Raw genomic sequence first — 26,045 nt, forward strand, 5'->3', positions numbered from 1 at the left:
ATGATGATGAAATACAGGGTGCACGAAGTAGCGAAGGATCTGAACGTACCGAATAAGGTCGTGATCGATATTCTGCAAAAGTATTGTGACGAAACAAAAAAACATATGACCGCGTTGACGGAGCAGGAGCTTGACATGGTGTTTGATTCCATTACGCAGAAGAACAGCGTGGGCTCTTTAGACACGTACTTTGCCGACAACGCACAGAATGAGCCCAAGGCCGCTCCGGCACCGGAGGCGGCACAGCCTGCCGCACCGGCCGCGCCCGCTGCGCCCGCACAGCGCCCGGAGCAGGCTCCGGCAGTAGCTGTTCCGGCTTCAGCTGCAGCTGCTCCGGCACCGGCGGCAGCCGCCGGTGCGCCGCCGGTGAGAAAAGCGGTAAAACCGGGCAAGATTACCCCGGTGGGCCCGAAGCCAACCACCGCCCAGAGTCAGCAGCAGAACCACAACCGCCCGCAGCAGGGTCAGCAGAGTCAGCAGCGTCCCGCCCACCAGCAGGGCCAGCAGAACCGCCCGCAGCAGCACAGCCAGAACGGCCAGCCGCAGCAGAACAACAACGGTTCCGCCTCCGCAGCCGATTCCGGTGTGGTCAGAAAGCCGCAGGGCCGCATTGTCGACACCCGCACCTCAAATGTGGAGCTCGACCGTTATAATGAAAAGTATGACCGTATGGCTTCCGAAAAGGTAAAGACAGACAACGTCGTGAAAAAGCAGAAGCTGACCCAGCGCAGCTCACAGTACCGCGGCAAGCCGAGAAATGCCCGCCGCGAAACCGAGGGCGAGCGTCTGCGCCGTATTGCGCAGGAGCGTAAGCAGAAGCAGATGACGGTCACAATTCCCGAAGAAATCACTGTTGGTGAATTTGCGCTGCGCCTGAAGGCCACCGCTGCCGAGGTCATCAAAAAGCTGATGGCTTTAGGTGTATTCGCCACAGTCAATGATACCATCGATTTTGACACCGCAGCGCTCGTTGCGCTGGAATTCCACGCCAAGGTGGAAAAAGAGGTTGTCGTCACCATTGAAGAGCAGATTATTGATGACAGCGAAGACGAGGACGATAACCTTGTGTCCCGTGCGCCGGTCGTTGTTGTGATGGGACACGTTGATCACGGCAAGACCTCTCTGCTCGACGCGATCCGCAATGCAAAAGTAACGGCTTCCGAGGCGGGCGGCATTACCCAGCACATCGGTGCTTACCGTGTGCAGGTACAGGATCGGCCCATCACCTTCCTCGACACCCCTGGCCATGCGGCGTTTACTACCATGCGTGCCCGCGGCGCGCAGGTAACGGATATCGCTGTGCTGGTGGTGGCCGCCGATGACGGCGTGATGCCGCAGACGGTTGAGGCGATTAACCACGCCAAGGCCGCAGGCGTTTCGATTATCGTAGCCGTGAACAAAATGGATAAGCCCGGCGCCAACCCCGACCATGTGAAGCAGCAGCTCACCGAATACGGCCTCGTGGCTGAGGAATGGGGCGGCGAAACGCCGTGCATCCCCGTTTCTGCTAAGACACAGCAGGGTATCGACGATCTGCTTGAGATGATTTTGCTGGTAGCAGATATGAAAGAACTGCGCGCGAATCCGGAGCGTGCGGCAAAGGGCACTGTTATTGAGGCTCGGCTGGATAAGGGCCGCGGCCCCATCGCCACGGTGCTGGTGCAGAATGGCACCCTGCGCGTGGGAGATACTATTGTGGCCGGTACCAGCGTGGGCCGTGTGCGCGCCATGATGGATGATCTCGGCAACCGCGTGGAAGAGGCTGGCCCCTCTATGCCCGTGGAGATCACCGGTCTCGGTGAGGTTCCCACCGGCGGCGATATTTTGAACGTCGTTTCTGACGAGCGTTTGGCCCGCGAGCTGGTAGAACAGCGCTACAACGAGCAGAAGGAAGAGCAGTTCCGCTCCCAGACTAAGGTTACGCTCGACAATCTGTTCGATCAGATGCAGCAGGGCGATATGAAAACGCTGCAAATTATTGTTAAGGCCGACGTGCAGGGTTCTGTTGAGGCTGTGCGCCAGTCGCTCGAAAAGCTTACGAACGAAGAAGTGCGCGTAGTTGTCATTCACGGTGGTGTAGGTGCAATCAGCGAATCTGACGTGATGCTGGCGAACGCTTCCAACGCAATTGTTGTCGGCTTTAACGTGCGGCCCGATCCCATCGCCGAAGAAAACGCCAAGCGCGACGGTGTGGATATGCGCCTGTACCGCGTTATTTACGACTGCATCGACGAAATTGAATCCGCAATGAAGGGCATGCTTGCCCCGAAATACCGCGAGGTTCAGCTTGGCCGTGTGGAGGCCCGTGAAATTTATAAGGTTTCGAATGTGGGTACCATTATCGGCGCCCATGTGACGAGCGGCAAAATCATCAGAAACGCCCAGGTTCGCGTGGTGCGCGACGGCATCGTGATTACCGAAGACAAAATTGCTTCTCTGCGCCGCTTTAAAGATGACGTAAAAGAGGTTGCCGATGGTTATGACTGCGGTGTTGCGCTAGAGCGCTTTAACGACGTGAAAGAGGGCGACATTCTCGAAGCATTTGCCATGGAGGAATACCGGGAGGGTTAAGAAATGCCAAGCCATAGGATTCAGCGGACAACGGAAGATATTCGCCGGGAACTGACGGCGGTGTTCCGTGAGTTGAAAGATCCCCGTGTGCAAGGGCTGATCAGCATTGTACGCGTAGACGTGACGAAGGATCTGTCGTACTGCACGGTGTATATCAGCGCCATGGAAGGGCTGGATAAGGCCAAAATGGCGGTGGAGGGTCTGAGATCGGCCGGCGGCTATGTCCGCCGCGAGCTTGGTCTGCGCCTGAAGCTTCGCCATGTGCCGGAGCTGCTGTTCCGCGCCACGGATTCCATTGAATACGGCGCTAATATTTCAAAGCTGCTGTCGGACTGGAAAGATGGGGAAGAGCCGAACTTGGAGGAACAGGACGGGGAGGAAAACGATGATTGATTTGGATCAGGCGGTTTCTCTTCTGCGCGGTGCCGAGGATATCGAGATTTTAAGCCACCACTACCCCGACGGCGATACGCTGGGCTGCGCGGCGGCACTCTGCCGCGCGCTGCACCTGCTAGGGAAACGCGCCCGCTGTACCTGCGCAGATCCGGTTTCGGAAAAATACAGCTTTTTGTTTGAAGAAATCGAGCGCCAGCAGTTCCCCGCCAAATTCGTCGTCAGCGTCGATGTGGCGGACAGTAAGCTGCTTGGGCCGGTGCTCGCGGCAAAGCACGCGGGTAAGATTGATCTTTGTATCGACCACCACGGTTCGCATCAGGATTTTGCGCGGAACACGTATGTGGACAGCACCGCTGCCGCGGCCTGCGAAATCATCTATGAGTTGGTTTGCCGCCTGGGCGTGGTGCCAGATCAGGTGATCGCGCAGGCGGTCTATACCGGCATTACGACAGATACCGGGTGCTTCCGCTACTCGAATACGACGGCGCGTACACATGAGATCGCCGCGCAGGTGATCCGCACGGGCATCGACGCCGGGGACATCAACCGGCAGATGTTCGAAACCAAAACGCGCGCCCGGCTTGAGATGGAGCGCAGCGTTCTGGATTCCATTGTGTTTTACTACGACGCGCGCTGTGCGGTCATGCGCATCAGCCGCGAAATGATTGAGGCTTCCGGTGCGGATGAGGCCGATTTGGACGGCCTTTCGGCGATCCCCCGCCAGATTGAAGGCGTTTTGGTGGGCGTGACGATGCGGGAACGCAAAATTGGGGGTTACAAGGTGTCTTTGCGCACACAGCCGCAGGTGAACGCGGCAAAAATCTGCGCACAGTTCGGCGGCGGCGGCCATCCGGCGGCGTCCGGCTGCACCATAGAAGAGGATTTTGAGCCTGCTCGCGAAAAGCTTTTGGCCGCGATCGGCAAGGTTCTGGAAACAATGTGAGGTGACCCCGATGAACGGAGTCCTGGTAATTGATAAGCCCTGTGACTTCACCTCGTTCGACGTGGTGGCGGTCATGCGCCGCCTGAGCCACGAACGAAAAATTGGGCATACCGGTACGCTGGACCCGATGGCAACCGGGGTGCTTCCGCTGCTGCTGGGCAAGGCGACCCGCGCCGCCTCCCTGCTGGAGGATTCCGACAAGGTGTACCGGGCGGAATTGCAGCTCGGGGTGGAAACCGATACGCAGGATGCTACCGGCGCTGTGCTTCGGCAGAGCGGCGTGCCTATCAGCCGCGAGAAGCTGCTTGCGGCGCTACCCGCTTTCCGGGGAGATATTTTGCAGACGCCGCCGATGTATTCGGCGGTTCGCAAAGACGGCCGCCGCCTGTATGAGCTGGCGCGGCAGGGGATTGAAATTGAACGCGAGCCGAGGCCGGTGACGATTTACCGGCTGGAGCTGCTGGAATACAACGAGCCTGAGCGGCGGGGCAGCCTGCTGATCGAATGCTCGAAGGGAACGTACATCCGTGCGCTGTGCGCCGATTTGGGACAAGCCGTCGGCAGCCTCGGTATCATGGCGTCGCTGCGGCGCACCCGGGCCTGCGGTTTTTCATTGGAGCAGGCGGTTTCGCTTGACGAAGCCCGTGCCCTCGCGGAGCAGAATCAGCTCGAAAGCCGGGTTCTCCCAGTGGAGAGCCTGTTTGAGGAGTACCCGGCTGTTTCAGTAACAGCCGCGCAGAGTGTACGGTTTCAAAACGGCGGCGCGCTGGCACTGGAGCGTTTGCGCCTGAACAGCGGGCCGTTCGCGCCGGATGCGCGGGTGCGGGTCAATTCCCCCGAGGGGGAGTTTCTGGGTCTTGGCCGGGTGGACGCCGAAACACGGGAGCTGGCTGTGCTGCGGCTGTTTTGCAGCAATGGCGTTTAACAGCAGCTTCCAAGTGAGTATGCTTTCTCCCTCGCCGAAAATAGAGAGAAAACGGCTGGGCTTTTAAGTGTGTTGACGATGCAAACGGCGTTGATCGGGAGGGTTTGGTTTGAGATTACAGGTGTTCCATGATTTAAAACAGGTTGCCCCGTCAGAGAGTGCGGTGGCCATGGGCGTTTTTGACGGAGTCCACCTGGGGCATCAGAGAGTGATTTCGTGTGTGACCTTTACGGCCCGCAAGCTGGTTCCATCGGTTTTTACCTTCGACGCCAGCCCGCAGGAGATGTTCAAGGGTGAAGGCGATCTGCGCCTGACCACCGGTGAAAGCAAGCTGCGGATTTTCGAGGGTCTTGGTGTGCGCCGGGTGTACATGCCCCGCTTTGAAGAGGTTCGAACACTCACGCCGCGGGAATTTGTGGAAAAGGTGCTGCACGGGGTCATGCGCGCCAAAGAGGTGAGCTGCGGCTTTAATTTCCATTTTGGCCGCGGCGGTCAGGCCGGCAGTGAGGAGCTCAAAGAGCTGTGCGCGGAGTTTGGAATAGAAGTGGCGGTTGTGCCGGCGCTCAAGCTCGATGGCCAGCCGGTAAGCTCCACACGCATCCGTCGGGCGCTACACGAGGGCGACACGACTGAGGCTGCCCGCTTGCTGGGCCGCTTTTACACGGTGGATTTCCCAGTGGCGCATGGGCGCCAGCTGGGGCGCAGGCTGGGCGCGCCCACTATCAACCAGCCGTTCCCGCCGGGCTTTTTGTGTCCCCGGTTCGGCGTGTACGCTTCGGTGGTAACCGTGAACGGCGTAAGATACGCCGGTGTGACGAATATTGGGGTACGGCCCACTGTGGGTTCCGATGGCGTTCTGGCCGAAACGATGATCGACGGCTTTTCGGGCGATTTGTATGGCCGCCGTGTGCCAGTGGGGCTGGTTTGCTTCCTCCGGTCCGAGCAGAAATTCGACGATCTTGACCAGCTGCGGCAGGCGATTCTGCGTGACGCCCAGACGGCTCGCAGCCTTGTCAGCCCCTATTTACAAACACAGGAAGCTATGGTATAATCATTTAGTTATTTGCCCCTTTCCCGGAACAAGGAGTAAGCCCCATCGGGGAATTCACCGGCCTTTTGCTGGGGTTGAGGGTATAGAAGGTGCGTAACCCGCACGGAAAGGGTGGAAAACCATGTTAAAAGAAGAAAAACAGCAAATTATGCAGCAGTATGCTCTGCACGAGGGAGACACCGGCTCCGCCGAAGTTCAAATCGCGATCCTGACCAAGAGAATCAACGATTTGACCGATCACCTCAAGATTCACAAGAAAGATCATCACTCTCGCCGCGGCCTGCTGAAAATGGTCGGACAGAGAAGAAGTATGCTGAAGTACCTGACCAAGACGGATATTGTGCGTTATCGTGCAATCATCGAGAAGTTGGGAATTCGTAAGTAATAGCACGCTGTTTCGGGCAGACGGCTTTTTTAGCCGTCTGCCTTTTAGGCATTTTGTGCGCGAATGCTCCGCTTATCACGGGAGGAACCGGGTTTTAGCAGTGAAACGAGTTTCTAGGCGATTCCGCGTAGCAATTGGTTTTATTGCTAAGCCTGCTGCCTCCCGGGCATGGAACAAAGAAGTTAAAAGGAGGATTTTTTGATGTTTGAGAATTTCAAGGTATATGAAACTGATTTTGCCGGCCGTCCGCTGGTGATCGAAACCGGTAAAATGGGCCAGCTCGCCAACGGCGAATGCCTCGTGCGCTATGGCGAAACCGCCGTTCACGTGGCGGTAACGGCTTCCGCCAAGCCCCGCGACGGAATCGATTTTTTCCCGCTTTCCGTAGATTTTGAGGAAAAGCTGTACGCAGTTGGCAAAATCCCCGGCTCGTTCTTAAAGAGAGAAGGCCGCCCCTCTGAAAAGGCGGTTCTGGCCTCCCGTGTGATCGACCGCCCCATTCGTCCGCTATTCCCGAAGGATATGCGCAACGATGTTTCCGTCGTCTGCACGGTAATGTCCGTAGACCCCGACTGCTCCCCTGAAGTTGCCGCTATGGTAGGCACCTCCATCGCGATCAGCATTTCAGACATCCCGTGGAAAGGGCCGATCTCCGCTGTTTCCGTCGGCTATGTGGATGGTGAGTTCGTCATCAACCCCACCGCCGAGCAGAAGGAAAAATCCCAGATGGCCGTGACCGTGGCTTCCACCGATTCCCGCATTGCGATGATCGAGGCCGGTGCGAACCAAGTGAGCGACGAAGTGATGTACAACGGCATCATGGCAGGTCACGCCGCCAATCAGCCGATCATCGAGCTCATCAAGAAGATGAAGGAAGAAATCGGCAAGGATAAGTTCAGCTACCCGAGCAACGAGCCCGACGAAGAGATGCTCGCGGCGGTGAAGGAATTTGCGATTGAAGACATCCGTGTGGCACTCGATACCGACGACAAAACGGTGCGCGATGCCCGCTTAAAGCCGATTTACGAAAAAGTGCATGAGAAATTCGACGAGCTTTACCCCAACAGCGCGGCAAAGATTGACGAATGTATGTATAAAACGCAGAAATACGTGGTGCGCCGCTGGCTGCTCGACGAGCAGAAGCGCGTAGACGGACGTCAAATGGACGAGCTCCGCCCGCTTGCGGCAGAGGTTGGCTTGCTGCCCCGCGTACACGGCTCCGGCATGTTTACCCGCGGCCAGACTCAGGTGCTGACAATCGTCACCCTTGGACCGGTAACAGACCGCCAGCTGCTCGACGGCATCGACGACGAGCAGTACAAGCGCTATATGCACCACTATAACTTCCCGTCCTATTCCGTTGGTGAAACAAAGCCCAGCCGCGGCCCTGGCCGCCGCGAAATCGGCCACGGCGCTCTGGCCGAGCGCGCTCTGCTGCCGGTGATTCCCCCTGTGGAGGAATTCCCCTATGCGCTGCGCCTGGTTTCTGAGGTATTGTCCTCCAACGGTTCCACCTCTCAGGGCTCCGTGTGCGGAAGCACTCTGGCGCTGATGGATGCCGGCGTGCCGATCAAGGCGCCGGTTGCCGGTATTTCCTGCGGCCTGATCACCGAGGGCGACCGCTGGATGACCATGGTGGACATTCAGGGTCTGGAAGATTTCTTCGGCGATATGGACTTTAAGGTGGCCGGTACCCACGAGGGCATCACCGCCATTCAGATGGACCTGAAGATCGACGGCCTGACCCCTGAAATGGTCAAAGAGGCTCTCGAGAAAACCCACAAGGCCCGCGATTATATCCTCGACAACATTATGCTGCCGGAGATTGCCGAGCCGCGTACGGAGCTTTCGAAGTATGCACCCAAGATGCTGTCTACCGTAATTCCCGTGGAGAAGATCCGGGAGGTCATCGGCTCCGGCGGAAAGGTGATTCAAAAGATTTCTGCCGAATGCGGTGTAAAGATCGATATTGAGGATGACGGACACGTGTTTGTTTCCGCAATCGACATCGACAACTGCCGCCGCGCGATGACAATCATTGATACGATTGTGAATGATCCCGAGGCCGGCGCCATCTACAACGGCAGAGTCACCCGCCTGATGGACTTTGGCGCGTTTGTAGAAATCGCCCCCGGCAAGGAAGGTCTGGTTCACATTTCCCGCCTGGATGTTAAGCGCACCGAGAAGGTGACCGATGTGGTCAACGTCGGCGACGAAGTGATGGTTAAGGTACTCGAGATCGACGATAAGGGTCGCCTGAACCTCTCCCGCCGCGACGCGCTGATTGAAGTAGAGGGCCTTGTGCCGGAAAACGAGATTTCCGACGCGCCTCGCCGTCCCGCCCCCCGCAGAGATGATCGCAGAGACGATCACCGCGGCAGCAACGGCTTTCGCCCCAATACGAATAAGCCGCGCCAGTAAGGCTGTGGGCTGAAATAAAAAGGAATGCCGTCCGGTTGCGGGCGGCATTCCTTTTTTAGCTAAATTTAAGATAAAGCTTTTTAGTTCAGAAAGAATAAAAGTTTTAGTAGACGATCCTACATAGAGGAGTCCGCTTGCTGCTGGCCCGGTTTGCATGGAAGCACCAGAAGGCACCTTTACTATGCGGAGCCCTCTAAAATACTGTATATCATCGAGCATTTTCTATAACCGGTACGGCAAAAGAAAGAGAAACTCCCGAAAGCGGCTTTGATGCAAGCAGAGCCGCTTTTCGCCCCTAACTGTGCTTTTTTAACGGCTTTTACACCAAAACTTTTCACTTTTTCGCGGCTTTATCCCTTGTGAGTTATTTTCAGATAAGGTATAATACTAGGTAAGAATATCACAGCGAGAAGTATTATGTTACCTAACATAAGGAATGAATGGTGTTTCATGGAGAAGAAATCCCCGGGCCGTGTTTCGAGCGGCTTTGCTCGAGGGGATCAGAAAGGAATTATTTGATGTTTGATCGGATACAGACAATCGACATAAAGCTGCTGCGCATGATTCAACGGAATTTTCGGTGCAGCCTGTTCGATGCGGTGATGCCGTACATTTCTCTGGTAGGGAATGTAGGGGCGGTGTGGGCGACTGTGATGGTAGTCTTTTTCCTGATGCCGCATTACCGGGAGGCGGGGGTCGTCATGTTTTTTGTTCTGGCCGCCTGCGGGGTACTTACGAACTTTGTGCTGAAACCTTTGGTGGCGAGGCCAAGGCCCTGCCATACATACCCGGACCAAAAGCTGCTGGTTAACCGGCCAACAGATTATTCGTTCCCGTCCGGGCACACAATGTCTTCCTTTGGAGCGGCGCTGATTATTTTTCACGCCAACCAGTCGCTCGGTATCGTCGCTTTTACTTTCGCTTTTTTGATGGCATTTTCCCGCCTTTATTTATTTGTTCACTACCCGTCAGATGTATTGACAGGGGCTGTTCTGGGGCTTTCTGCTGCCAGCGAACCGCTGGTGTTGGTGTTCGCCGCGCTGTGCGCGTGCGTGTACTGCGGTAAAACCCGGTACCGCAGAGGTGAGGAAGAAACGACTGCGGGAGTGGGGGAATCCGGCAACGGATGACCGGATTTGCGCTGGTAGGGCAGGCACGGCCTGCTTTGCATATAGATAGTACCAGGAAAAGGAGTGAGATGAATGTCTGAAATCACACAGGCCAAACGAATCGTTGTCAAAGTTGGCACCTCTACCTTGACGTACGATAACGGGAAGGCGAATTTCCGCACCATGGAGGAGCTCTGCAAAGTACTTAGCGATCTGCAGAATTCCGGCAAGGAAATGATCTTGGTTACCTCCGGAGCGGTAGCGGTCGGCATGAGCAAACTGGGGTTGAAGGAACGACCGCGAGAGATCGAGAAAAAACAGGCTGTCGCGGCGGTGGGCCAGTGTGAGCTGATGTTCCTTTACGATAAGTTTTTTGGGGAGTTCAATCATACTGTGGCGCAAGTTTTACTGTCGAGCGATGTGATGACCGAGGAAATCAGCAAGCGCAATGTACAGAACACCTTCCGGGCGCTGCTCGATATGGGTATTATTCCGGTAGTCAACGAGAACGATACGGTGTCCATCGACGAGCTGATGGGTGCGCATATCGGCGATAACGATACGCTGTCCGCCACGGTGGCGGTATTGGCGGAAGCAGACCTTTTGGTGCTTCTGACCGACATTGACGGACTGTACGACGCCGACCCGAGAAAGAATCCCGATGCCAAGAGAATCCCGCGCGTAACAAAAATTACCGATGAGATTAAAGCGCTCGGCGGCGGGGTAGGCTCTGCAAGAGGAACCGGGGGAATGCACACCAAAATCTCTGCGGCAACGGTTTCTACCGCGGCCGGGATTCCGTGTGGCATTATCAACGGCGCTGCCCCAAAGGATCTGTATCGCCTGATGGCGGGAGAGGACCTGGGGACGGTATTCGAAGCGGAATAAAAACACATCACGCGCGCACGCCCCATGCCTGTTCGGCATCGGTTTGCACGGATTCCCCCGGGAGCCCGTGCAAAGGCAGCCCTCCATAGGGGCGCTGCCGGCGGACGCGCGTTTTTTGCACTCACGGCACCGCAGGAAACACACCCGAAAAAAGGGGCTTCTCCCGTGCCAGGGGTAGGGGAGAAGCCAAGAATAGAACCTTACGTTTTCCGGTATGGAATTGTTTTTAATAGAAAGGGGAAGCTTTTTATGACAAAGCTACAAGAAATGGGACACAAGGCCAAAGAGGCCGCCCGCGTGTTGGCCAACGCCGGCACGAAAAAAGACACCGCGCTTCAAAGCATCGCGGATGCTTTGGTGGCTCATGTGGAAAGAATAATCAATGCGAATCAAATAGATCTGGAACAGGCGCGAGCCGGCGGCATGAGCGAATCGATGCTCGACCGCCTGACACTGAACGAAGCCCGCATCAAAGACATGGCACAGGGCGCTTTGCAGGTAGCCGCACAGACAGACCCCATCGGGCGTATTCTCTCCGGCGAGGTTCGCCCCAACGGCATGAAGATTGAAAAAGTCGCTGTCCCTCTGGGGGTGATCGGAATGATCTATGAGGCTCGCCCCAACGTAACGGCAGACGCGGCGGTTCTGTGCCTCAAGGCCGGCAACGCGATCATCCTGCGCGGCGGCAAAGAAGCAATTCACTCCAATACCGCCATTGCGGAAGTAATGCGTGACGCAGTGGAATCTGCAGGACTTCCCCGCGACAGCATCCAGCTCATTGAGGACACCAGCCGCCAGAGCTCGATTGAGCTGATGGGCTTGACCGAATACCTCGATGTGCTGATCCCCCGCGGCGGCGCGGGCTTGATCCGTTCTGTTAAAGAAAATTCTCACGTGCCTGTGATTGAAACGGGCGTGGGAAACTGCCACGTGTATGTGGATGACGGCGCTGATCTGGAAATGGCCGCTAAAATCATTTTCAACTCCAAGACTTCGCGTCCCTCGGTGTGTAACGCGGCGGAAACGCTTTTGGTTCATAGTGCTGTGGCCGAGCGGTTCCTGCCCATCGCAAAGAAAATGCTCGACGAGAAAAAAGTACAGCTGCGTGCCGATGAGCGTGCCCTGCAAAATCTGGAAGCCTGCAATATGGTGATTCCCGCTGTGGAAGACGACTGGGCAACCGAGTTTTCGGACTATATTCTCGCGGTGCGCGTGGTGGATTCTCTGGATGAGGCGATCGAGCATATCTCGAGGTATTCCTCGGGCCACAGCGAGGCCATCGTGACAAACAATTACGAGCATGCCCGGCAGTTCACCTCGCGCGTGGACGCCGCTGCGGTGTATGTGAATGTTTCCACTCGCTTTACCGACGGAGGGCAGTTTGGCCTGGGCGCCGAGATCGGCATTTCCACCCAGAAGCTGCATGCGCGGGGGCCTATGGGCGTCAATGAGCTGACATCCCAGAAATTTATTATAACCGGTGACGGGCAGATCAGAGAATAAGGTGAAAGTACGGCGGGTTGAATTTCAACCGCTTTTAAGACGGATTACAATAAAAAGGAGAGGCCATGAACTCAGAGCAAAATGAAAAGAAACGGGAACAGGCCGCGGAACACGGCGAGCTTCCGGAAGAGCTGGTAGAGGAAATCGATTTTGATCGCTTTGCCGAAAGCAAGAAGAGCGCGGAGACGCAGGTTTCTTCGGATTATCGTTCGGCCTTTCAGCAAAAACCGGAGAAGAGAAAAAAATCCACAAAGCGTAGTCCGGAAGAAAAGAAGGTACGCGCGGCGCTGGAAGCGGCGGAGCAAGCCAGAATCAAGGCGCAGAAAATGGCGGCCGAGCTGGCGCAGGCTGCACAGGCACCCGACGCTGAACCGGAACCGGAGCTGGATGATTTTCTGCCGGAGGGAGAAACCGCGGGCCATGAGGATATTCTACTGATTAAGAAGGGCTCCCGTTCCCCCGAGGAACAGCAAGAAGAGCAGGAGAAGGAACAGCAGGAGGCTTCGGAGGGTCAGGAAGTTGCCGCATCCGCTGCCGCAGATCGGACTCCGTCGCTGCGCAGACGCGGCAAATACCGTTATGGAATGGGCGTAGGCGCGTTGATTATGGTGCTTGCGTTTGTTGGCCTTTCGGTGATTGTGTGGGGTGTGGGTCGGCAGATTTACCGTGCCGCTACCGACGACAGCCAGCTGCGCGCATACGATACGCTCTTGTCCCCGATTGTAATGCAGGATCCCGAGCCGTTTGAAAGCCCCGCTGAAGCGGATGCCGAAATGATTATGAAGGCCTCGCTGTGGCGTGCTGTAACGCAAAACGGAGCCCAGTATAACAGCTATGATGATCAAGGGCGCACCCTTGTCCCTCTGGGCGACGTGGTGGATGCCTGCCACGCTCTGTTTGGCCCGGATTGCGACCTGCAGCCCACAAACCCGCAGGAAGAAACCTTCTTTGAATATGATTCGGAGCAAAACGTGTTCCGCGTTACTCCGTACAGCTCGCAGAGCAGCTTCTCTCCGTATACGGTCAGCAGCAAAAAATCTGGTGATTCCGTGATTTTGCGGGTTGGCTATGTCGTTGGCGACTGGCAGGATGGTACCGAGAGCGAAAGCACTTCACCCGAGCCAGTGAAATACATGCAGTATGTTCTGAAGAAGACAGCGGACGGCAAAAGTGAATATGTGACGGCTGTCCGTGCGGACAACGCGTCTTAATGAGTCCTCTAAAAAGTGATTTTCCCCGCCGAAGGCAGGGAAAATCACTTTTCAAATATGGAATTGACAGGATCAGATAATCAGGTACATCAGCGCAAAGATCAGGCCGGTATCGGCCTTTTCCGAAACCAGGATCAAAATTAGGACCAGAATCAGCGTGCGTTCACCATCCTGCAGCAGCCCGTCAAACAAGTTTGAAAGCGTGCTGGGCTGCGGCAGCGGAAGAGCGGGCAACGCACTCTGGGGCGGGGGGGCGCCGTGGTGGTGCTGCGAAGACGACTCCTGTTTTGGTGGCTCCGGCAGTACAGCCGGAGTTCGGTTCAGGCTTTGCTGGGCGCGGCCCTGCATTTCGCGTACCCGCCGAATGGCATCCTGCTGCATGCGCTGCATGTCGTTGGTATCGTTGGTCGCCACTGCAAAATCCCCCTTCCGTTACAGAATTCCCTGCCCGCGCAGCACCGGCAGCAGGCGCAGCATCGAGAGCATTTTTACGGCTTCATCTAGCTTTTTCTGGCGCTCCGGCCCCAGCAGAGGGCGCAGAGCGTGCAGCAGCCGGGTGTTGTTGTCCTCCTGCCGGAAGGTGGTTAGCAAAGGCAGTATTTTGGTGACGGTTTGCAGCGTTTCGCCGTCCAGCCCACCTCCGTTTCCGCCGCCCAGCAGGCCGGAGAGAGCGCCGAGTCCTCCTCCTCCGTTGCCGCCAAGCAGGCCGGAGAGTGCGCCAAGTCCGCCTGCGCCGCCAAGGCTTGAAATCAGGGAGGCAAGCTTTCCGGTGTCCAGCCCGCCGGGAGTGCCGGGGGGCTGAGGTATGTTCCCGCCGCCCGGGGCGGCAGAGCCCGCATTCCCCAGAAGGCTGGCCAGACTGCTCAGGTCCAGCCCTTGCAGGGGATTCCCGGCGGGCGCGTTTTGCCCCGGGGACGTGGGAGTGTTGGGCGCGGCGTTCCCCAGCCCCAGCGAGGCGGCCAGACTGTTCAGTTGCTGCATGGCCTGCGGGTCGCTGAGCACCTCGTTGATTTTGCTGGTGAGATCGTCCATACCCTCACACCCTTTTCTTATTTCTGTCCGTTCAGGCGGCGCATCAAATCCTGCGCCTGCGGCGTGCTGATCAGTTTTTGAATGGTCTGCTGGTCATTCAGCACCTTTTGCAGAGCGGCCGCGTCATTCGGGCTCATATTCTGCATCAGCGCGGATAAATTTCCGTTTTCCGCGTACTGCATGATTTCCTCCGGGCGTTTGCCCAGGCGCTGCGCCAGCAGATTCAGCAGAAGTTGCTTTTCGTTAGATTGATTAGACTGCATTGTTATCACCCCTTTTCCTATCATATGAATCAGAGGTTCGGGATATGAAAATTAAAGTGGAAAACACGTTAAAATCGGTAGTTTTTTGCCCCAAAACGGCGGGGAAAAGAACTGCAAAGTTTAAGGATATGAAACGTGGTATGGCAATAGGAGGAGCATTCCATGAGAATTTTGGTACTATCAGATACACACGGGGATCGACAGACCCTGCACCGCGTGATTTTGTCGCAGCCAAGGGCGGAGGTAGTGATTCACCTGGGGGACGGGAGCGACGATCTGGAGGATGAACGCTTTATTCACCCGGAAAAGATGTTTTTACAGGTTCGCGGTAACTGCGACTGGGGTTCCGCTCTGCCGCCGCTTGGTGAAATCAAGCTCGAAAACCGCAAACTTTTTTATACTCACGGTAATTTATACAATGTAAAATACACACTGGATGAAATCAAGCTGGCGGCGCGCCTGCAAAAGGCGGATATTCTACTGTTTGGGCATACTCATGCGCCGTACACAGAGTACGACAAGGGGTTGTATGTAATGAACCCGGGCTCGCTGCGCGGCGCGGATGCAAGCTATGGCATTGTTGACCTGACACCGCAGGGTGTAGTGACAAATGTAATTCGCGCGAATTGAGGGGGCCGGAACGGTTTTAGCCGCAAAGCGCACCGCCTTGTTTTGCATTGACAAAACCATTTGCCAATGCTACTCTAAGGGTATAAAAATAACGTCTTTTGATCGGGCGAAAGGAAAGGAACGTACCAGACATGACAGAATATGAGAGATGGCGCAATACCCCTTTGGAAGACCCGAAGCTGACTCAGGAGCTGGAAGACATTGCCGATCAGCCGGAGGAGATCAACGACCGGTTTTACCGTAATCTGGAATTTGGCACGGGCGGTTTGCGCGGTGTGTTAGGCGCGGGAACCAACCGGATGAATATTTACACCGTGCGTAAGGCAACTCAGGGCCTGGCGAATTACCTCAATCAAAAGAAGCCCGGCGGTTCGGTGGCGATTGCCCACGACAGCCGCATCAATTCCGAGCTTTTCGCAAAAGAGGCCGCAGGTGTTCTGGCTGCCAGCGGCATCACGGCTTATCTGTACCCCGAGCTGATGCCTACGCCCGCTCTGTCCTTCGCGGTGCGTCACCTGCACTGCGATGCGGGCATCAACATAACGGCGAGCCATAACCCCGCAAAATACAACGGCTACAAGGCGTATGGCAGTGATGGCTGCCAGATCGCACTGGAAATGGCGGACCGCGTTCTGGAGGAAATTAACAGTCTCGATATTTTCAGCGACGTAAAGCATGTTTCTTATGAGGACGGCGTACAGCGGGGCCTGATTCAGACCATCCCGCAGGAGGTGACGGACGCGTATCTGGCGGCTGTGAAACAACAGAGCCTGCTCCATGATATTGACGGCGGACTGAAGGTGGTTTATACTCCCCTCAACGGCGCGGGACGCATGTGCGTGACCCGTATTCTGAAAGAGATTGGCATTCGCGATGTTACGGTTGTTCCCGAACAGGCCGAGCCGGACGGGAACTTCCCCACCTGTCCTTATCCCAACCCGGAATTCCGTGAGGCTCTGCAAAAGGGACTCGAGCTCAGCGAGCGCCTGCAGCCCGACCTGCTCCTGGCAACCGACCCAGATTGCGACCGCGCGGGCATTGCTGTGAGGCACAACGGCGACTTTGTGCTGCTCAACGGCAATGAGGTCGGCGTTCTTCTGCTCGATTTTGTGGCGCGCATGCGCCGCCAAAACGGCACCATGCCGGAGCGCCCGGCGGCGATCAGCACGATCGTCAGCACGGATATGAATGAGGCGGTCACGGCAGAATACGGGATCGAGCTGTTCAAGGTACTGACGGGATTCAAGTACATCGGGGAAAAGCTCGGTGAGCTGGAAGCCAAAGGCGAGCAGGATCGCTTTATTTTCGGGTACGAAGAGAGCTATGGCTACCTTTCGGGCGGCTATGTGCGAGATAAGGATGCCGTAAATGCTAGCATGCTGATCTGCGAGATGGCGCTTGATTATAAACGCCAGGGCAAAACGCTGGTAGATGCGATGGATGACCTGTATCAGAAGCACGGTTATTATAGGAACGACCTGCTGAACTTTGCGTTTGAAGGGCAGGACGGCATGAATAAGATGTCCGCTATGATGAATGCACTGCGGAAAGCCGCGCCGGAGCAGATTGCCGGCTACCGCGTGATTGGTCACAGCGATTACGAAACAAGAATTCGATTTGACGGCGATGCGCAGAGCCCCATTGATCTTCCAAAATCGAATGTTCTGGAATGCCGCATGGAAAACGGCTGCAAGCTGATGGTGCGTCCGTCCGGCACAGAGCCAAAGATTAAGATTTATCTTTCCGCGCGCGGGGCAGATCAACCGGAGGCCTTGAAAATGATAGACCAGCTCAAAGAGGCATCGCCGAAGCTGCTCGGAATTTAAGCTTTTGTGAAGTTTGTGTAAAAATTTGAGGGGCCTATTGACAAATCGATAAGTGGAGTTATACTATAAACAAGTTATACAGGACGGACAAACGGAGTCCGCGCGATATATTGGAATCAGCGCCATGCAAAAGCATACCGGGCCGGCAACAGGCCGGAACGGCCAGGTCTGTATAATGAAATGATCATTCAGCAGCTAAGAGGAATCTTAGCTGCTTTTTTTATTTATACCTTTTTTAACAAAATTTGTTTTTTCTCTCGCTTAAGCGAGAGGGGCTATTTTTACTGGGGTTCCCGCAGGGGAATTTCTGCTGGCGTAGGGCTTGTACCTCGGGTTGGGGCGGCATAACTTTTATACTTTATAAAATTCATATTTTTTTCAAAATAAAATTTTATTGCGGCTTTCTCCGCGTGGGGATTCTGCTAACGCAGGGGTTGCCCCTCGTGCCGGGGCGGGCATTTACTTTCTTTACGAAAAGAAAGTAAACAAAGATTCGCCCAAGGCTCCGCCTTCGGAATCCGTTTTTGGGAACGGTTCCTACGAATGCTGCCGACAGCCTCCGGGAAGGCGCTCTATGGTAAGTGTACACGCGCCTTGCTTTTTGGAAACAGGTAGTTTACCGGTTCTGTTCGGCGGCGCACCCTTACCGAGCGCTCTCGTTGGCTCGGGGAGGGGCGGCGCTTCGCGCCGGTTCTTTTTCCTCTCTCACTTTCGCGAGAGAGGCTGTTTTTTTATCGCGGTTCCCGCAAGGGGAAATTCTGCTTGCAGGGTGAACTTATAATCAGTCAAAGCTACCGTAAGGCCGCTTCTCTCCGAGCCAACGAGAGCGCTCTGAAAATGCCCGCCGACAGACGAGACAGCAAGACTTATTTTCAGAGGAAGCTCGGAGAGTGGGCATTTTCAATGGAGCGCCTTACGGTCAGCTTTTGTTTGCATTGTCGGGAATTGTTCGCCAAAAACGGATTCCAAAGGTGCCCTTTGGAAGGCCTTTGCTTCCTTTCGCCTCGTCGCGAAAGGAAGTGCCCGCCCCGGCACGAGGGGCAAGCCTGCGCCAGCAGAATCCCCACGGGGAAATCCCCCAAAGACAAAACAAACGCTTTTATATTGTGCACGAGCCTTGTTTTGTGGGAAAAGATAGTTAACTAATTCCGTTCGGCAGCGAAGCCGCACGGAAAAACTGCGAGCCAACGAGAGCGCTTTGAAAATGCCCGCCGACAGACGGGACAGCAAGACTTATTTATAGAGGAAACTTGGAGAGTGGGCATTTTCAATGGAGCGCCTTCCCGAAGGCTTTCGTTTACGCAATGAGGGATTGTTCCCCAAACGGATTCCAAAGGTGCCCTTTGGCGAGCCTTTGCTTCCTTTCGCCTCGTCGCGAAAGGAAGTGCCCGCCCCGGCATGAGGGGCAAGCCCTGCGTTAGCAGAATTTCAACGGGGAACCCCCCAGAAAAAAATTCTTTTACGAGAAAAGCAAAGCCTCTGCCCGAAGAGGGGCACAATCGGGTTGCCACTCCCGAGAAGGGGGTTGCTTCCAAGTGAAAATAAGGATAAATATTAATTATTTGTTAAATATGGGTAAACTTAAAAGAACGCTATTGACAAATCGGATAAGTGAGGTTATACTATAAACAAGTTATACAGGACGGACAAACGGAGTCCGCGCGATATATTGGAATTAGCGCCATGCAAAAGCATACCGGGCCGGCAACAGGCCGGAACGGCCAGGTCTGTATAATGAAACGATCATTCAGCAGCAAAGAGAAATCTTGGCTGCTTTTTTTATTGCCTGCGGCACGGATGTTCGTCTGCGGGTTTTTTGCTGTTTTCCGGCCCGCGGATTTGGGTTTGCCCTATTGCCGCCGGAACGCGGCCGGTGGTATAATAACTTTAAAAGCATTTTAATGCGATTTAAGGAACCACCAGCGGTGCGGGCGCAGCCCGGTTATCGCGGCGGAACGGAGGAAAAGGGAATGGACGGCTTTCGAAACTGGACGGTTACCGTAAACGGGGAACCGCACGAGGTCGGGATTAAATTTGGAATTTTTCGCGCCACAGTGCATGTGGACGGAGAAAGACGCCCTGCGAAAAGCAAGAACCAGTTTGTTCGCGTGATCGACGAGGATGTGTCTGTGGACGGCAAAGACATTCGGCTTATGGCGATGGGCAACCACGTTGATGTGGCGGTGGACGGCGTTTACCTCAAATCGGGCAAGCCGTATGTGCCGATGTCGCAGATTCCCCTTTGGGCTACCGTGATGATTCCGGTACTGATGGCGACGGGGCTTTTGCTGTTCGGCGTTCTGGGTTTTGTGCTGGGGATGCTGGCTGGCGTGTTTGCACTGCATCAGTCGCTTCCGGTTTCGGGTAAAAGCAGGCTGCCCTTGTGCGGCACAATCTATGCCGCGGTGCTGGTAATCCAACTGGTCGGCGGAATTTACAGCCATGGCTGGCTGTGATCGCCGAAGCGTTTGAAATCCCGTTTGGATTGTGTTAGAATAGACTAAACTAAACTTTAATATCATACAGAAGGGACATCTCTCCATGAAATACGTTGTTTTGTTGTGCGATGGAATGGCGGACTATCCGGTTGAGGAGCTGGGAAATAAAACCCCCATGCAGGCCGCCCATAAACCCTATATGGATTCCCTGGCCAAGCGGTCACAGGTCGGCTTGGTGAAAACGGTGGCAGACCACCTCAAGCCCGGCAGCGACGTGGCAAACCTGTCGGTTCTGGGGTATGATCCCGCAGTATATTATACCGGCCGCTCTCCGCTGGAGGCGGGCAGCATCGGCATCGATATGAAGCCCACGGATGTTTCGTTCCGCTGCAATTTGGTCACGCTTTCGGACGAGCCGGAATACGCCGACAAGACGATTCTGGACTACTGTGCCGATGATATTTCCACCGAAGAGGCGGAAATCCTCGTGAAGTTCCTCGCGGAGCATTTCGACAGCGAGGAGTTCCGGCTGTACAGCGGCGTAAGCTACCGCCACTGCCTGATTTGGAGCAACGGCACGCTGGAGGTGGGTACCCTCACCCCGCCGCATGATATTACCGGCAAGCCGATCCGCGAGTATGTTCCCACGCACCCTAACGCGAAGAAGCTGTATGATATGATGATAAAATCGTACGATTTGCTGAAGGATCACCCGGTGAATCAGGCGCGCGTGGCACGCGGCCAGCGCCCGGCCAACAGCATGTGGCTGTGGGGAGAGGGTGTTCGCGCGCAGCTTTCTCCGTTTGAGGAGAAGTACGGCCTCAAAGGCTCGATGATCTCGGCGGTTGATCTGCTCAAAGGAATCGGCAAGTTCTCCGGAATGCACGTTGTGCATGTGGAGGGCGCCACCGGCTATATCGACACCAACTTTGAGGGCAAGGCGCAGGCCGCGCTGAAGGAGTTGGCAGACGGCCAGGACTTTGTGTACATTCATGTGGAGGCTCCCGATGAGTGCGGGCACCGCCACGAGATTGAGAATAAGGTGAAATCCATTGAATACATCGATGGCCGGATTTTAAAGCTGCTGCTCGAGGGCATGGAGCAGTATGACGATTACAGCATTCTGGTAGTGCCGGATCACCCGACTCCGCTGGCACTGCGTACCCATACGAACGACCCCGTGCCGTTCCTGATTTACCGTAAGAGCAAGGAATACCCCGGTGTAGACTGCTTCTCGGAGGCATCTGCGGCGGCGACCGGCTTGCGGGTAGATACAGGGCATCTGCTCATGGGAAAATTCATCAAGGGCTGATTTTGCCGCCGGTGAAATTGCCCGCGTAAAAAAGCGCGGAAAGGGAAATTCCCTCTCCGCGCTTTTCGTTCCCGGTCAAAACAAAGCATCATTCCACGGGAAAGACAAAGGATTGCCCCTGATGCGTGAGTGTTTGTACCCGGCTCAGGTATTCCTGCGCTTCGGGCTGGCGGCGCAGCCAGTCGAATACTTCGTACTGGTCGCGGAAGTGCATTGGAACCACGTGGCGGGTATCGGTTGCGTGCATAAAATAATCCAGCCCTTTCCAGTACGTTCCCTCAAGCCGTCCGTCCAGCGGTACAAACGCCAAGTCAATTCGTTCTCCCGCAATGCGGTCGATCTGCTCCTTGTAATCGCGCTCCATCTGGCGGCGGTAGGCCTTGCTTTCGCCCTCCCAGTCCCAGAAATTCAGGTCGCCTGCATGGTAGATTACGGCGTCCGGGGTGCGGATCAAAAACGCGACGCCCTGGTCGGTAGACAGCAGAGTGCGGATGACAAGCCCGTTCCACTCATATTCCTGCCCGGCCTGTACCGTTAATACAGAGTCTCGCTCCAGACCATACGGAGCGGGAACGTCGTCGGAGAGGACATACCGAAGTCCCGGAATTTCTTTCTGCCAGGTAAAAATACTTTTGTCAAAATGGTCATAGTGCGCATGAGAAACGAATACCGTTACAGGCAGGCCGAATTCGCGTATTTGCGGAATATTGAGCCGCCCGGCGTCCAGAGAGCCGGTATTCGGCTGCCCCGCGTACGGGTAATAATCAAAAATAAAGCACTGTGTCGCCGTCTTTAAGACGAACGCGCTGTTATACAAATACCATCCTTGCAGCTGCATGGTGATGCCTCCTTTGGTTTATGCGGAAGTGGGCACGCAGTGCCCGCTGAGGAAGTGCCTGCCCCGGCCCGAGGGAACATTTGTCCCGGCAGGGCATAGGGGTAACCGCTGGAGTGAACCTGCCAGCGCCAGCGTAAGATTAAGGCCATTGTACCATAAAAAACACGAGGATAAAACTGCCTTTTTTCTGGATGGTATTTCTTTCAAATACTTTTGCCTTGACAATCAAAATAAATGCTCTTATTATACAGTTAATGTTATTAACAATTAACGTGAGGAAAGAAGGTTTTCCGCGAAATTGTGACTATTCTGTAAAATTATGATGAGCGGGGCTCTTGCAGCTGCAAAAGATTGATTTTATCGAAATAATAGTGTATTATTGTACTAATTGAATAATACAAATATGAGTAAGGTTCGTATTTTTTCCATTGGAGGATAACGCCGTGAAAAAAAAGAAAGTAATCATTATTGCCGGTGTTGCGGTGATCGGAATCGCAGCAGCGTTTGCGGTTTTTTCCCAGAAGGGGCCGACGGCTACACCGGTTCAGACCGAAACATTGGCAGAGCAGTCGCTGCGTGGCACCATTGAAGCCAGCGGCAATTTGGAAAGCACCGATACGGTTTATGTGTATGCCGAGGTTTCCGCCCCAATTGAGAGTGTGCCGGTGAAGGTGGGCGACAAAGTCGCGGCCGGGCAGCTGCTGGCGCAGCTGGATGATACCGACATACATAACAGTCTTCAGCAAAAGCAAATCGCTTTGCGTACCGGCATGGAAAGCTCACAGCAGCGGATTCAAACCGCGGAGAAGAGCTACAACGAGGCCAAGAATAATCTCGATCAAGGGCTTAATACCCAGATCAACACCGCGCAGGATCAGGTTACGACCACTCAGCGCACACTCAGCAAGGCAATTGACGACCGCGACGTCAACCAGGCCCGCGTGGACCAGGAAATGAAAAGCCAGCTGCTCTCTGCGAATGCCAGTGTGGATACCACCAAGTCGGCGCTCAGCCGGGCTTCCAAGGCGTATAACGACGCCAAAAAGGATTACAAAGATGATCTGAACGACCTGAAGGATGAGCTCAAGGAGTTAAAGCAGAAAAATGCCACTCAGGATGAGATCGACAAGAAACAAAAAGAAATTGACGATTTCGAAGAGAATCAGGGAATTGAGGACGACAATACTGGTGCGTTTACTTCCCTGAAAACGCTGCGGCAGGCGTATGAGGACGCGCAGCTTGCGTATGACAACGCCCAGAAGGCGCTGAACACCGCGACGATCGACGCAAAGAACTCTGCCACCGATAAGATGAAGAATTTTGTAAAGGCGGTTGAAGATGCCCAGCTGGCCTACGACAGTGCCGTGAAGTCGCTCAAAGCAGCGCAGACTGCCGCCAGCCAGTCGCTGGACAGCGCCAAGGACACCGTTACCACAGAGAAAATAGCGGCGAACACAGAGTCTTTGCAGCAAGAGATTCGCACGCTGAACGATAATTTGAAGAAATGCACCGTTACCGCGCCCGCCGCCGGAACCGTTACCGCTGTGTACGCGGAGAAAAATGCGACCGCAACCGGCCTGATGTTCACGATTGAGAACACCGAGGGGCTCCAGGTAAAGGTGAAGGTGAAGGAATACGATCTTCCCTCGATCAAGGAGGGCATGAAAGCAGTTGTTACAGCGGACGCCACCGGCGACGTGGAATATGAGGGTATTGTGCAGAAAATTGCTCCGGCCGCGATTGGCTCGGGCAGCGCCACGGGAACGACGGCCGCTACGACCACCACAACCAAAAGCAACGTGGAGTTTGAAGCCGATGTTTTGATTCAAACGCCGAACACGCCCCTGCGCATTGGCATGAGTGCCAAGGCGAAGATTATCACGCAGGAGAAGGCCAACGTTCTGGCGGTGCCATATGATGCGCTGACCACGAACGAAAAGGGTGAAACCGTGGTCTATACCCCGCAAAAGCAGCCCGATAACACGTATCTGGCGGTGGCGATCCCGGTAAAAACCGGGCTTGAGACCGATTTGTCCATAGAGGTTTCCGGGGAAGGCCTCACGGCCGGAACACCGGTGATTACCGATGCAAAATCCATATCGCCCGGGCTGCTCATTACGGTGTCAAACGGCGCGTCTGCCCTGGCGAACGCGGTGAGCGGCGTTTCCGGGGAGGCTTCGTCATGAGCGAAAAAACCATCATTGAAATGCACGACATTGTAAAAACGTATTATCTCGGCACACCGAATGAGCTGGAGATCCTGCATGGAATCGACCTGAATGTATACGACGGCGAATTTGTTTCCATCGTGGGAGCGTCGGGTTCCGGCAAATCGACGCTGATGAATCTGATCGGCGCTCTTGACCGGCCCACCTCTGGGGAATACCAGCTCGACGGCGTTTCCATCCGTGATATGGCGAGCAATCAGCTTTCCGACATCCGCAATCGCAAGATCGGCTTTGTGTTCCAAACCTTTAACCTGATTCCGCGTTCTACCTCCATCGGTAACGTGGAGCTGCCAATGCTGTATGCCGGCGTTCCCCACGCACAGCGGGTGAAGCGGGCTAAGCAGCTTTTAGAGCTGGTGGAAATGTCGGAGCGTGGGCGCCACATGCCGAATGAGCTTTCAGGCGGGCAGAAGCAGCGCGTGGCGATTGCCCGCGCTATGGCGAACGACCCAGCTATTATTCTGGCCGATGAGCCTACCGGCGCACTCGACAGCGCCACCGGTCGCCTAGTAATGGATTTGTTCCATACGCTTCACGAAAAGGAAAAGAAAACGATCGTGCTGATTACCCATAATCAGGAGCTGGCCGAGGAGACCGACCGCGTCATCACGATTCGCGACGGCTATATTGTGGACGATGTGGATAACCGTGGGCGCTCGCGCCTCCCGGAAAAGGAGGCGGCTATATGAACTTAACGGAAAATGTTCGCCTGGCGGTGGCTGGACTGTTCGCAAACAAAATGCGCGCCCTGCTCACGATGCTGGGAATCATTATCGGCATCGGTTCTGTTATCGCGATTTCCTCCGTGGGCTCTGCAATGACAAACTCGGTTAGCAGCGCGCTGGAAACCTTCGGTATTACAAACATTGAGATATACGTTTCTCCCAAGGATAATGCCAGAAGCATCTCGATGGATGACGACGACATGATTACGGATGAAATGATCGAGAAATACCAGGAGCGGTTCAGCGATCGGATCAACGGCATCGGCCTTTCACGCAGCGTTGGTTCCGGTACGATCAAATTCCGGGGCGAAACCTACAAAGTGGATGTTTCTGGCGTGAACCCGGGCTATGCCATTACGAAAAACGTAAAGATTAAAAGCGGGCGCTTTTTGACGGAACGCGATGTGCAGCGGGGCAGCAGCATTGCCGTGATTTCGGAAAAACTGGCCGCAATTTTGTTCCCCGCCAACTCGAATCCGCTGGGGCAGCAGATTAAGGTTGATTTGGATACGGGCCGTGAAACGGTTACTGTGGTGGGAATTTACGAGGATGTGTCGATTGGCAGTGGGGCAATGCAGGCGATGATGGGCGTGACGGATACGACGAATATGTATCTGCCTCTCGCCATGGCCACACGGATTCTGAATGCCGACGACGGATACTCCTCCTTTACGGTCAGCGCGCTGATGGGCTCTGACTATTCGCAAACCAGTTTGGACAGCCAGGAGTTTTTCAACCAGTGGTATACGAATAACGAGCAGGTTATGGTACGTGCCATGAGCTATGATTCTCAGCTGAGCGAGATGAACAACATTATGAGTACCATGTCGCTGGCGATCGCGGTGATTGCGGGAATTTCTCTTCTGGTAGGCGGTATCGGCGTTATGAATATTATGCTGGTGTCCGTAACCGAGCGTACCCGCGAAATCGGCATCCGCAAGGCGCTGGGCGCAAAAGACAGTGCCATTCGGATTCAGTTTATTGTGGAGTCGATGATCATTTGTGTGATTGGTGGTGCGCTGGGAATTGTCACCGGCGGTGCGCTGGGATACGTCGGCGGGATACTGATCAGTCAGCCGGTAGTTCCGACTCTCAGTTCTGTTCTGGTGGCAGTCGGCTTCTCCATGGCGATCGGTCTGTTCTTCGGGTATTACCCTGCCAACAAGGCCGCGAAGCTTGACCCAATTGAGGCGCTGCGCTACGAATAAAGAGAAATTTCCCCATAGGGCAGAAAAAATCCTCTCCGGGAATGGAGAGGATTTTTGTTTTGGTTGAAGCCGCACACATCGACCGTGTGCGGCAATGGCTTTCTTACAGACAATAGCGCGGCGGAGCCGGGGCCACGGTGCC

22 protein-coding genes are annotated in these 26,045 nt (G+C 55.1%); 18 read left to right on the forward strand and 4 right to left on the reverse strand.

What is annotated here, in order from left to right:
* The 11 genes from infB (at position 1) to QOS46_RS11460 (ending at position 13,403) form a co-directional block, all read left to right on the forward strand.
* Positions 1-2,571 carry a translation initiation factor IF-2 gene (gene infB, locus QOS46_RS11410; protein WP_283609856.1) on the forward strand — a complete coding sequence of 857 codons (2,571 nt, stop codon included), beginning with the start codon at positions 1-3 and terminating at the stop codon, positions 2,569-2,571.
* A gap of 3 nt (positions 2,572-2,574) precedes the next feature.
* Positions 2,575-2,964, forward strand: coding sequence for a 30S ribosome-binding factor RbfA (gene rbfA, locus QOS46_RS11415; protein WP_283609858.1), 390 nt, complete (start codon positions 2,575-2,577; stop codon positions 2,962-2,964).
* Complete coding sequence (locus QOS46_RS11420) at positions 2,957-3,910, forward strand: DHH family phosphoesterase (RefSeq protein ID WP_283609860.1); 954 nt, start codon at positions 2,957-2,959, stop codon at positions 3,908-3,910. The genes rbfA and QOS46_RS11420 overlap by 8 nt, the downstream gene beginning before the upstream one ends.
* A 10-nt stretch (positions 3,911-3,920) precedes the next feature.
* Positions 3,921-4,835, forward strand: coding sequence for a tRNA pseudouridine(55) synthase TruB (gene truB / locus QOS46_RS11425; protein WP_283609862.1), 915 nt, complete (start codon positions 3,921-3,923; stop codon positions 4,833-4,835).
* 109 nt (positions 4,836-4,944) lie between these two features.
* Positions 4,945-5,886, forward strand: a complete 942-nt coding sequence (gene ribF / locus QOS46_RS11430; RefSeq protein ID WP_283609864.1) for a riboflavin biosynthesis protein RibF — start codon at positions 4,945-4,947, stop codon at positions 5,884-5,886.
* A 121-nt stretch (positions 5,887-6,007) separates the two neighbouring features.
* Positions 6,008-6,271 carry a 30S ribosomal protein S15 gene (gene rpsO, locus QOS46_RS11435; protein WP_283609866.1) on the forward strand — a complete coding sequence of 88 codons (264 nt, stop codon included), beginning with the start codon at positions 6,008-6,010 and terminating at the stop codon, positions 6,269-6,271.
* Positions 6,272-6,472: 201 nt separating this feature from the next.
* Entirely contained in the window at positions 6,473-8,692 is a 2,220-nt protein-coding gene (locus QOS46_RS11440; protein WP_283609868.1) for a polyribonucleotide nucleotidyltransferase, read from the forward strand.
* Between the two features lie 518 nt (positions 8,693-9,210).
* Entirely contained in the window at positions 9,211-9,822 is a 612-nt protein-coding gene (locus QOS46_RS11445) for a phosphatase PAP2 family protein (protein ID WP_283609870.1), read from the forward strand.
* Between the two features lie 72 nt (positions 9,823-9,894).
* Positions 9,895-10,689, forward strand: a complete 795-nt coding sequence (proB, locus tag QOS46_RS11450) for a glutamate 5-kinase (protein WP_283609871.1) — start codon at positions 9,895-9,897, stop codon at positions 10,687-10,689.
* Between the two features lie 249 nt (positions 10,690-10,938).
* On the forward strand, positions 10,939-12,192 hold the full coding sequence (locus tag QOS46_RS11455; RefSeq protein WP_283609873.1) for a glutamate-5-semialdehyde dehydrogenase: 1,254 nt from the start codon (positions 10,939-10,941) through the stop codon (positions 12,190-12,192).
* Positions 12,193-12,257: 65 nt separating this feature from the next.
* A complete protein-coding gene (locus tag QOS46_RS11460) occupies positions 12,258-13,403 on the forward strand; it encodes a hypothetical protein (RefSeq protein WP_283609875.1) in 1,146 nt (381 codons plus the stop codon).
* A gap of 72 nt (positions 13,404-13,475) precedes the next feature.
* On the opposite strand, the gene QOS46_RS11465 is transcribed toward QOS46_RS11460, so the two are convergent.
* Genes QOS46_RS11465 through QOS46_RS11475 form a run of 3 tightly spaced genes read right to left on the reverse strand, consistent with a single transcriptional unit; the run spans position 13,476 to position 14,698 of the window.
* Positions 13,476-13,817 carry a hypothetical protein gene (locus tag QOS46_RS11465; protein ID WP_283609877.1) on the reverse strand — a complete coding sequence of 114 codons (342 nt, stop codon included), beginning with the start codon at positions 13,815-13,817 and terminating at the stop codon, positions 13,476-13,478.
* Positions 13,818-13,835: 18 nt separating this feature from the next.
* Entirely contained in the window at positions 13,836-14,435 is a 600-nt protein-coding gene (locus QOS46_RS11470) for a hypothetical protein (protein ID WP_283609878.1), read from the reverse strand.
* Positions 14,436-14,452: 17 nt separating this feature from the next.
* Positions 14,453-14,698 (reverse strand): hypothetical protein, encoded by a 246-nt coding sequence (locus QOS46_RS11475; RefSeq protein WP_283609880.1) that lies wholly within the window; start codon positions 14,696-14,698, stop codon positions 14,453-14,455.
* Positions 14,699-14,860: 162 nt separating this feature from the next.
* Between QOS46_RS11475 and QOS46_RS11480 the strand changes: the two genes are divergently transcribed.
* The 4 genes from QOS46_RS11480 (at position 14,861) to QOS46_RS11495 (ending at position 20,904) form a co-directional block, all read left to right on the forward strand.
* Positions 14,861-15,328, forward strand: coding sequence for a metallophosphoesterase (locus QOS46_RS11480; protein ID WP_283609882.1), 468 nt, complete (start codon positions 14,861-14,863; stop codon positions 15,326-15,328).
* Positions 15,329-15,459: 131 nt separating this feature from the next.
* Positions 15,460-17,154 (forward strand): phospho-sugar mutase, encoded by a 1,695-nt coding sequence (locus QOS46_RS11485; RefSeq protein WP_283609884.1) that lies wholly within the window; start codon positions 15,460-15,462, stop codon positions 17,152-17,154.
* 1,766 nt (positions 17,155-18,920) lie between these two features.
* A complete protein-coding gene (locus QOS46_RS11490; protein ID WP_283609886.1) occupies positions 18,921-19,610 on the forward strand; it encodes a hypothetical protein in 690 nt (229 codons plus the stop codon).
* A gap of 85 nt (positions 19,611-19,695) precedes the next feature.
* Positions 19,696-20,904 carry a cofactor-independent phosphoglycerate mutase gene (locus QOS46_RS11495; RefSeq protein ID WP_283609888.1) on the forward strand — a complete coding sequence of 403 codons (1,209 nt, stop codon included), beginning with the start codon at positions 19,696-19,698 and terminating at the stop codon, positions 20,902-20,904.
* Positions 20,905-20,992: 88 nt separating this feature from the next.
* Here the strand turns inward: QOS46_RS11495 and QOS46_RS11500 are convergent, their stop codons facing one another.
* Positions 20,993-21,742, reverse strand: coding sequence for an MBL fold metallo-hydrolase (locus tag QOS46_RS11500; RefSeq protein WP_283609890.1), 750 nt, complete (start codon positions 21,740-21,742; stop codon positions 20,993-20,995).
* A 443-nt stretch (positions 21,743-22,185) separates the two neighbouring features.
* Between QOS46_RS11500 and QOS46_RS11505 the strand changes: the two genes are divergently transcribed.
* The 3 genes from QOS46_RS11505 to QOS46_RS11515 are packed head-to-tail and all read left to right on the forward strand — an operon-like array spanning position 22,186 to position 25,903.
* Entirely contained in the window at positions 22,186-23,928 is a 1,743-nt protein-coding gene (locus tag QOS46_RS11505; RefSeq protein ID WP_283609892.1) for an HlyD family efflux transporter periplasmic adaptor subunit, read from the forward strand.
* Entirely contained in the window at positions 23,925-24,659 is a 735-nt protein-coding gene (locus QOS46_RS11510; RefSeq protein WP_283609894.1) for an ABC transporter ATP-binding protein, read from the forward strand. The genes QOS46_RS11505 and QOS46_RS11510 overlap by 4 nt, the downstream gene beginning before the upstream one ends.
* Positions 24,656-25,903: an ABC transporter permease gene (locus QOS46_RS11515; RefSeq protein ID WP_283609895.1), complete on the forward strand. Its 1,248-nt coding sequence runs from the start codon at positions 24,656-24,658 to the stop codon at positions 25,901-25,903. The genes QOS46_RS11510 and QOS46_RS11515 overlap by 4 nt, the downstream gene beginning before the upstream one ends.
* Positions 25,904-26,045: the final 142 nt, after the last annotated feature.

The sequence above is a fragment of the Faecalispora anaeroviscerum genome (assembly GCF_947568225.1).
Taxonomy (GTDB): Bacteria; Bacillota; Clostridia; order Oscillospirales; family Acutalibacteraceae; genus Faecalispora; species Faecalispora anaeroviscerum.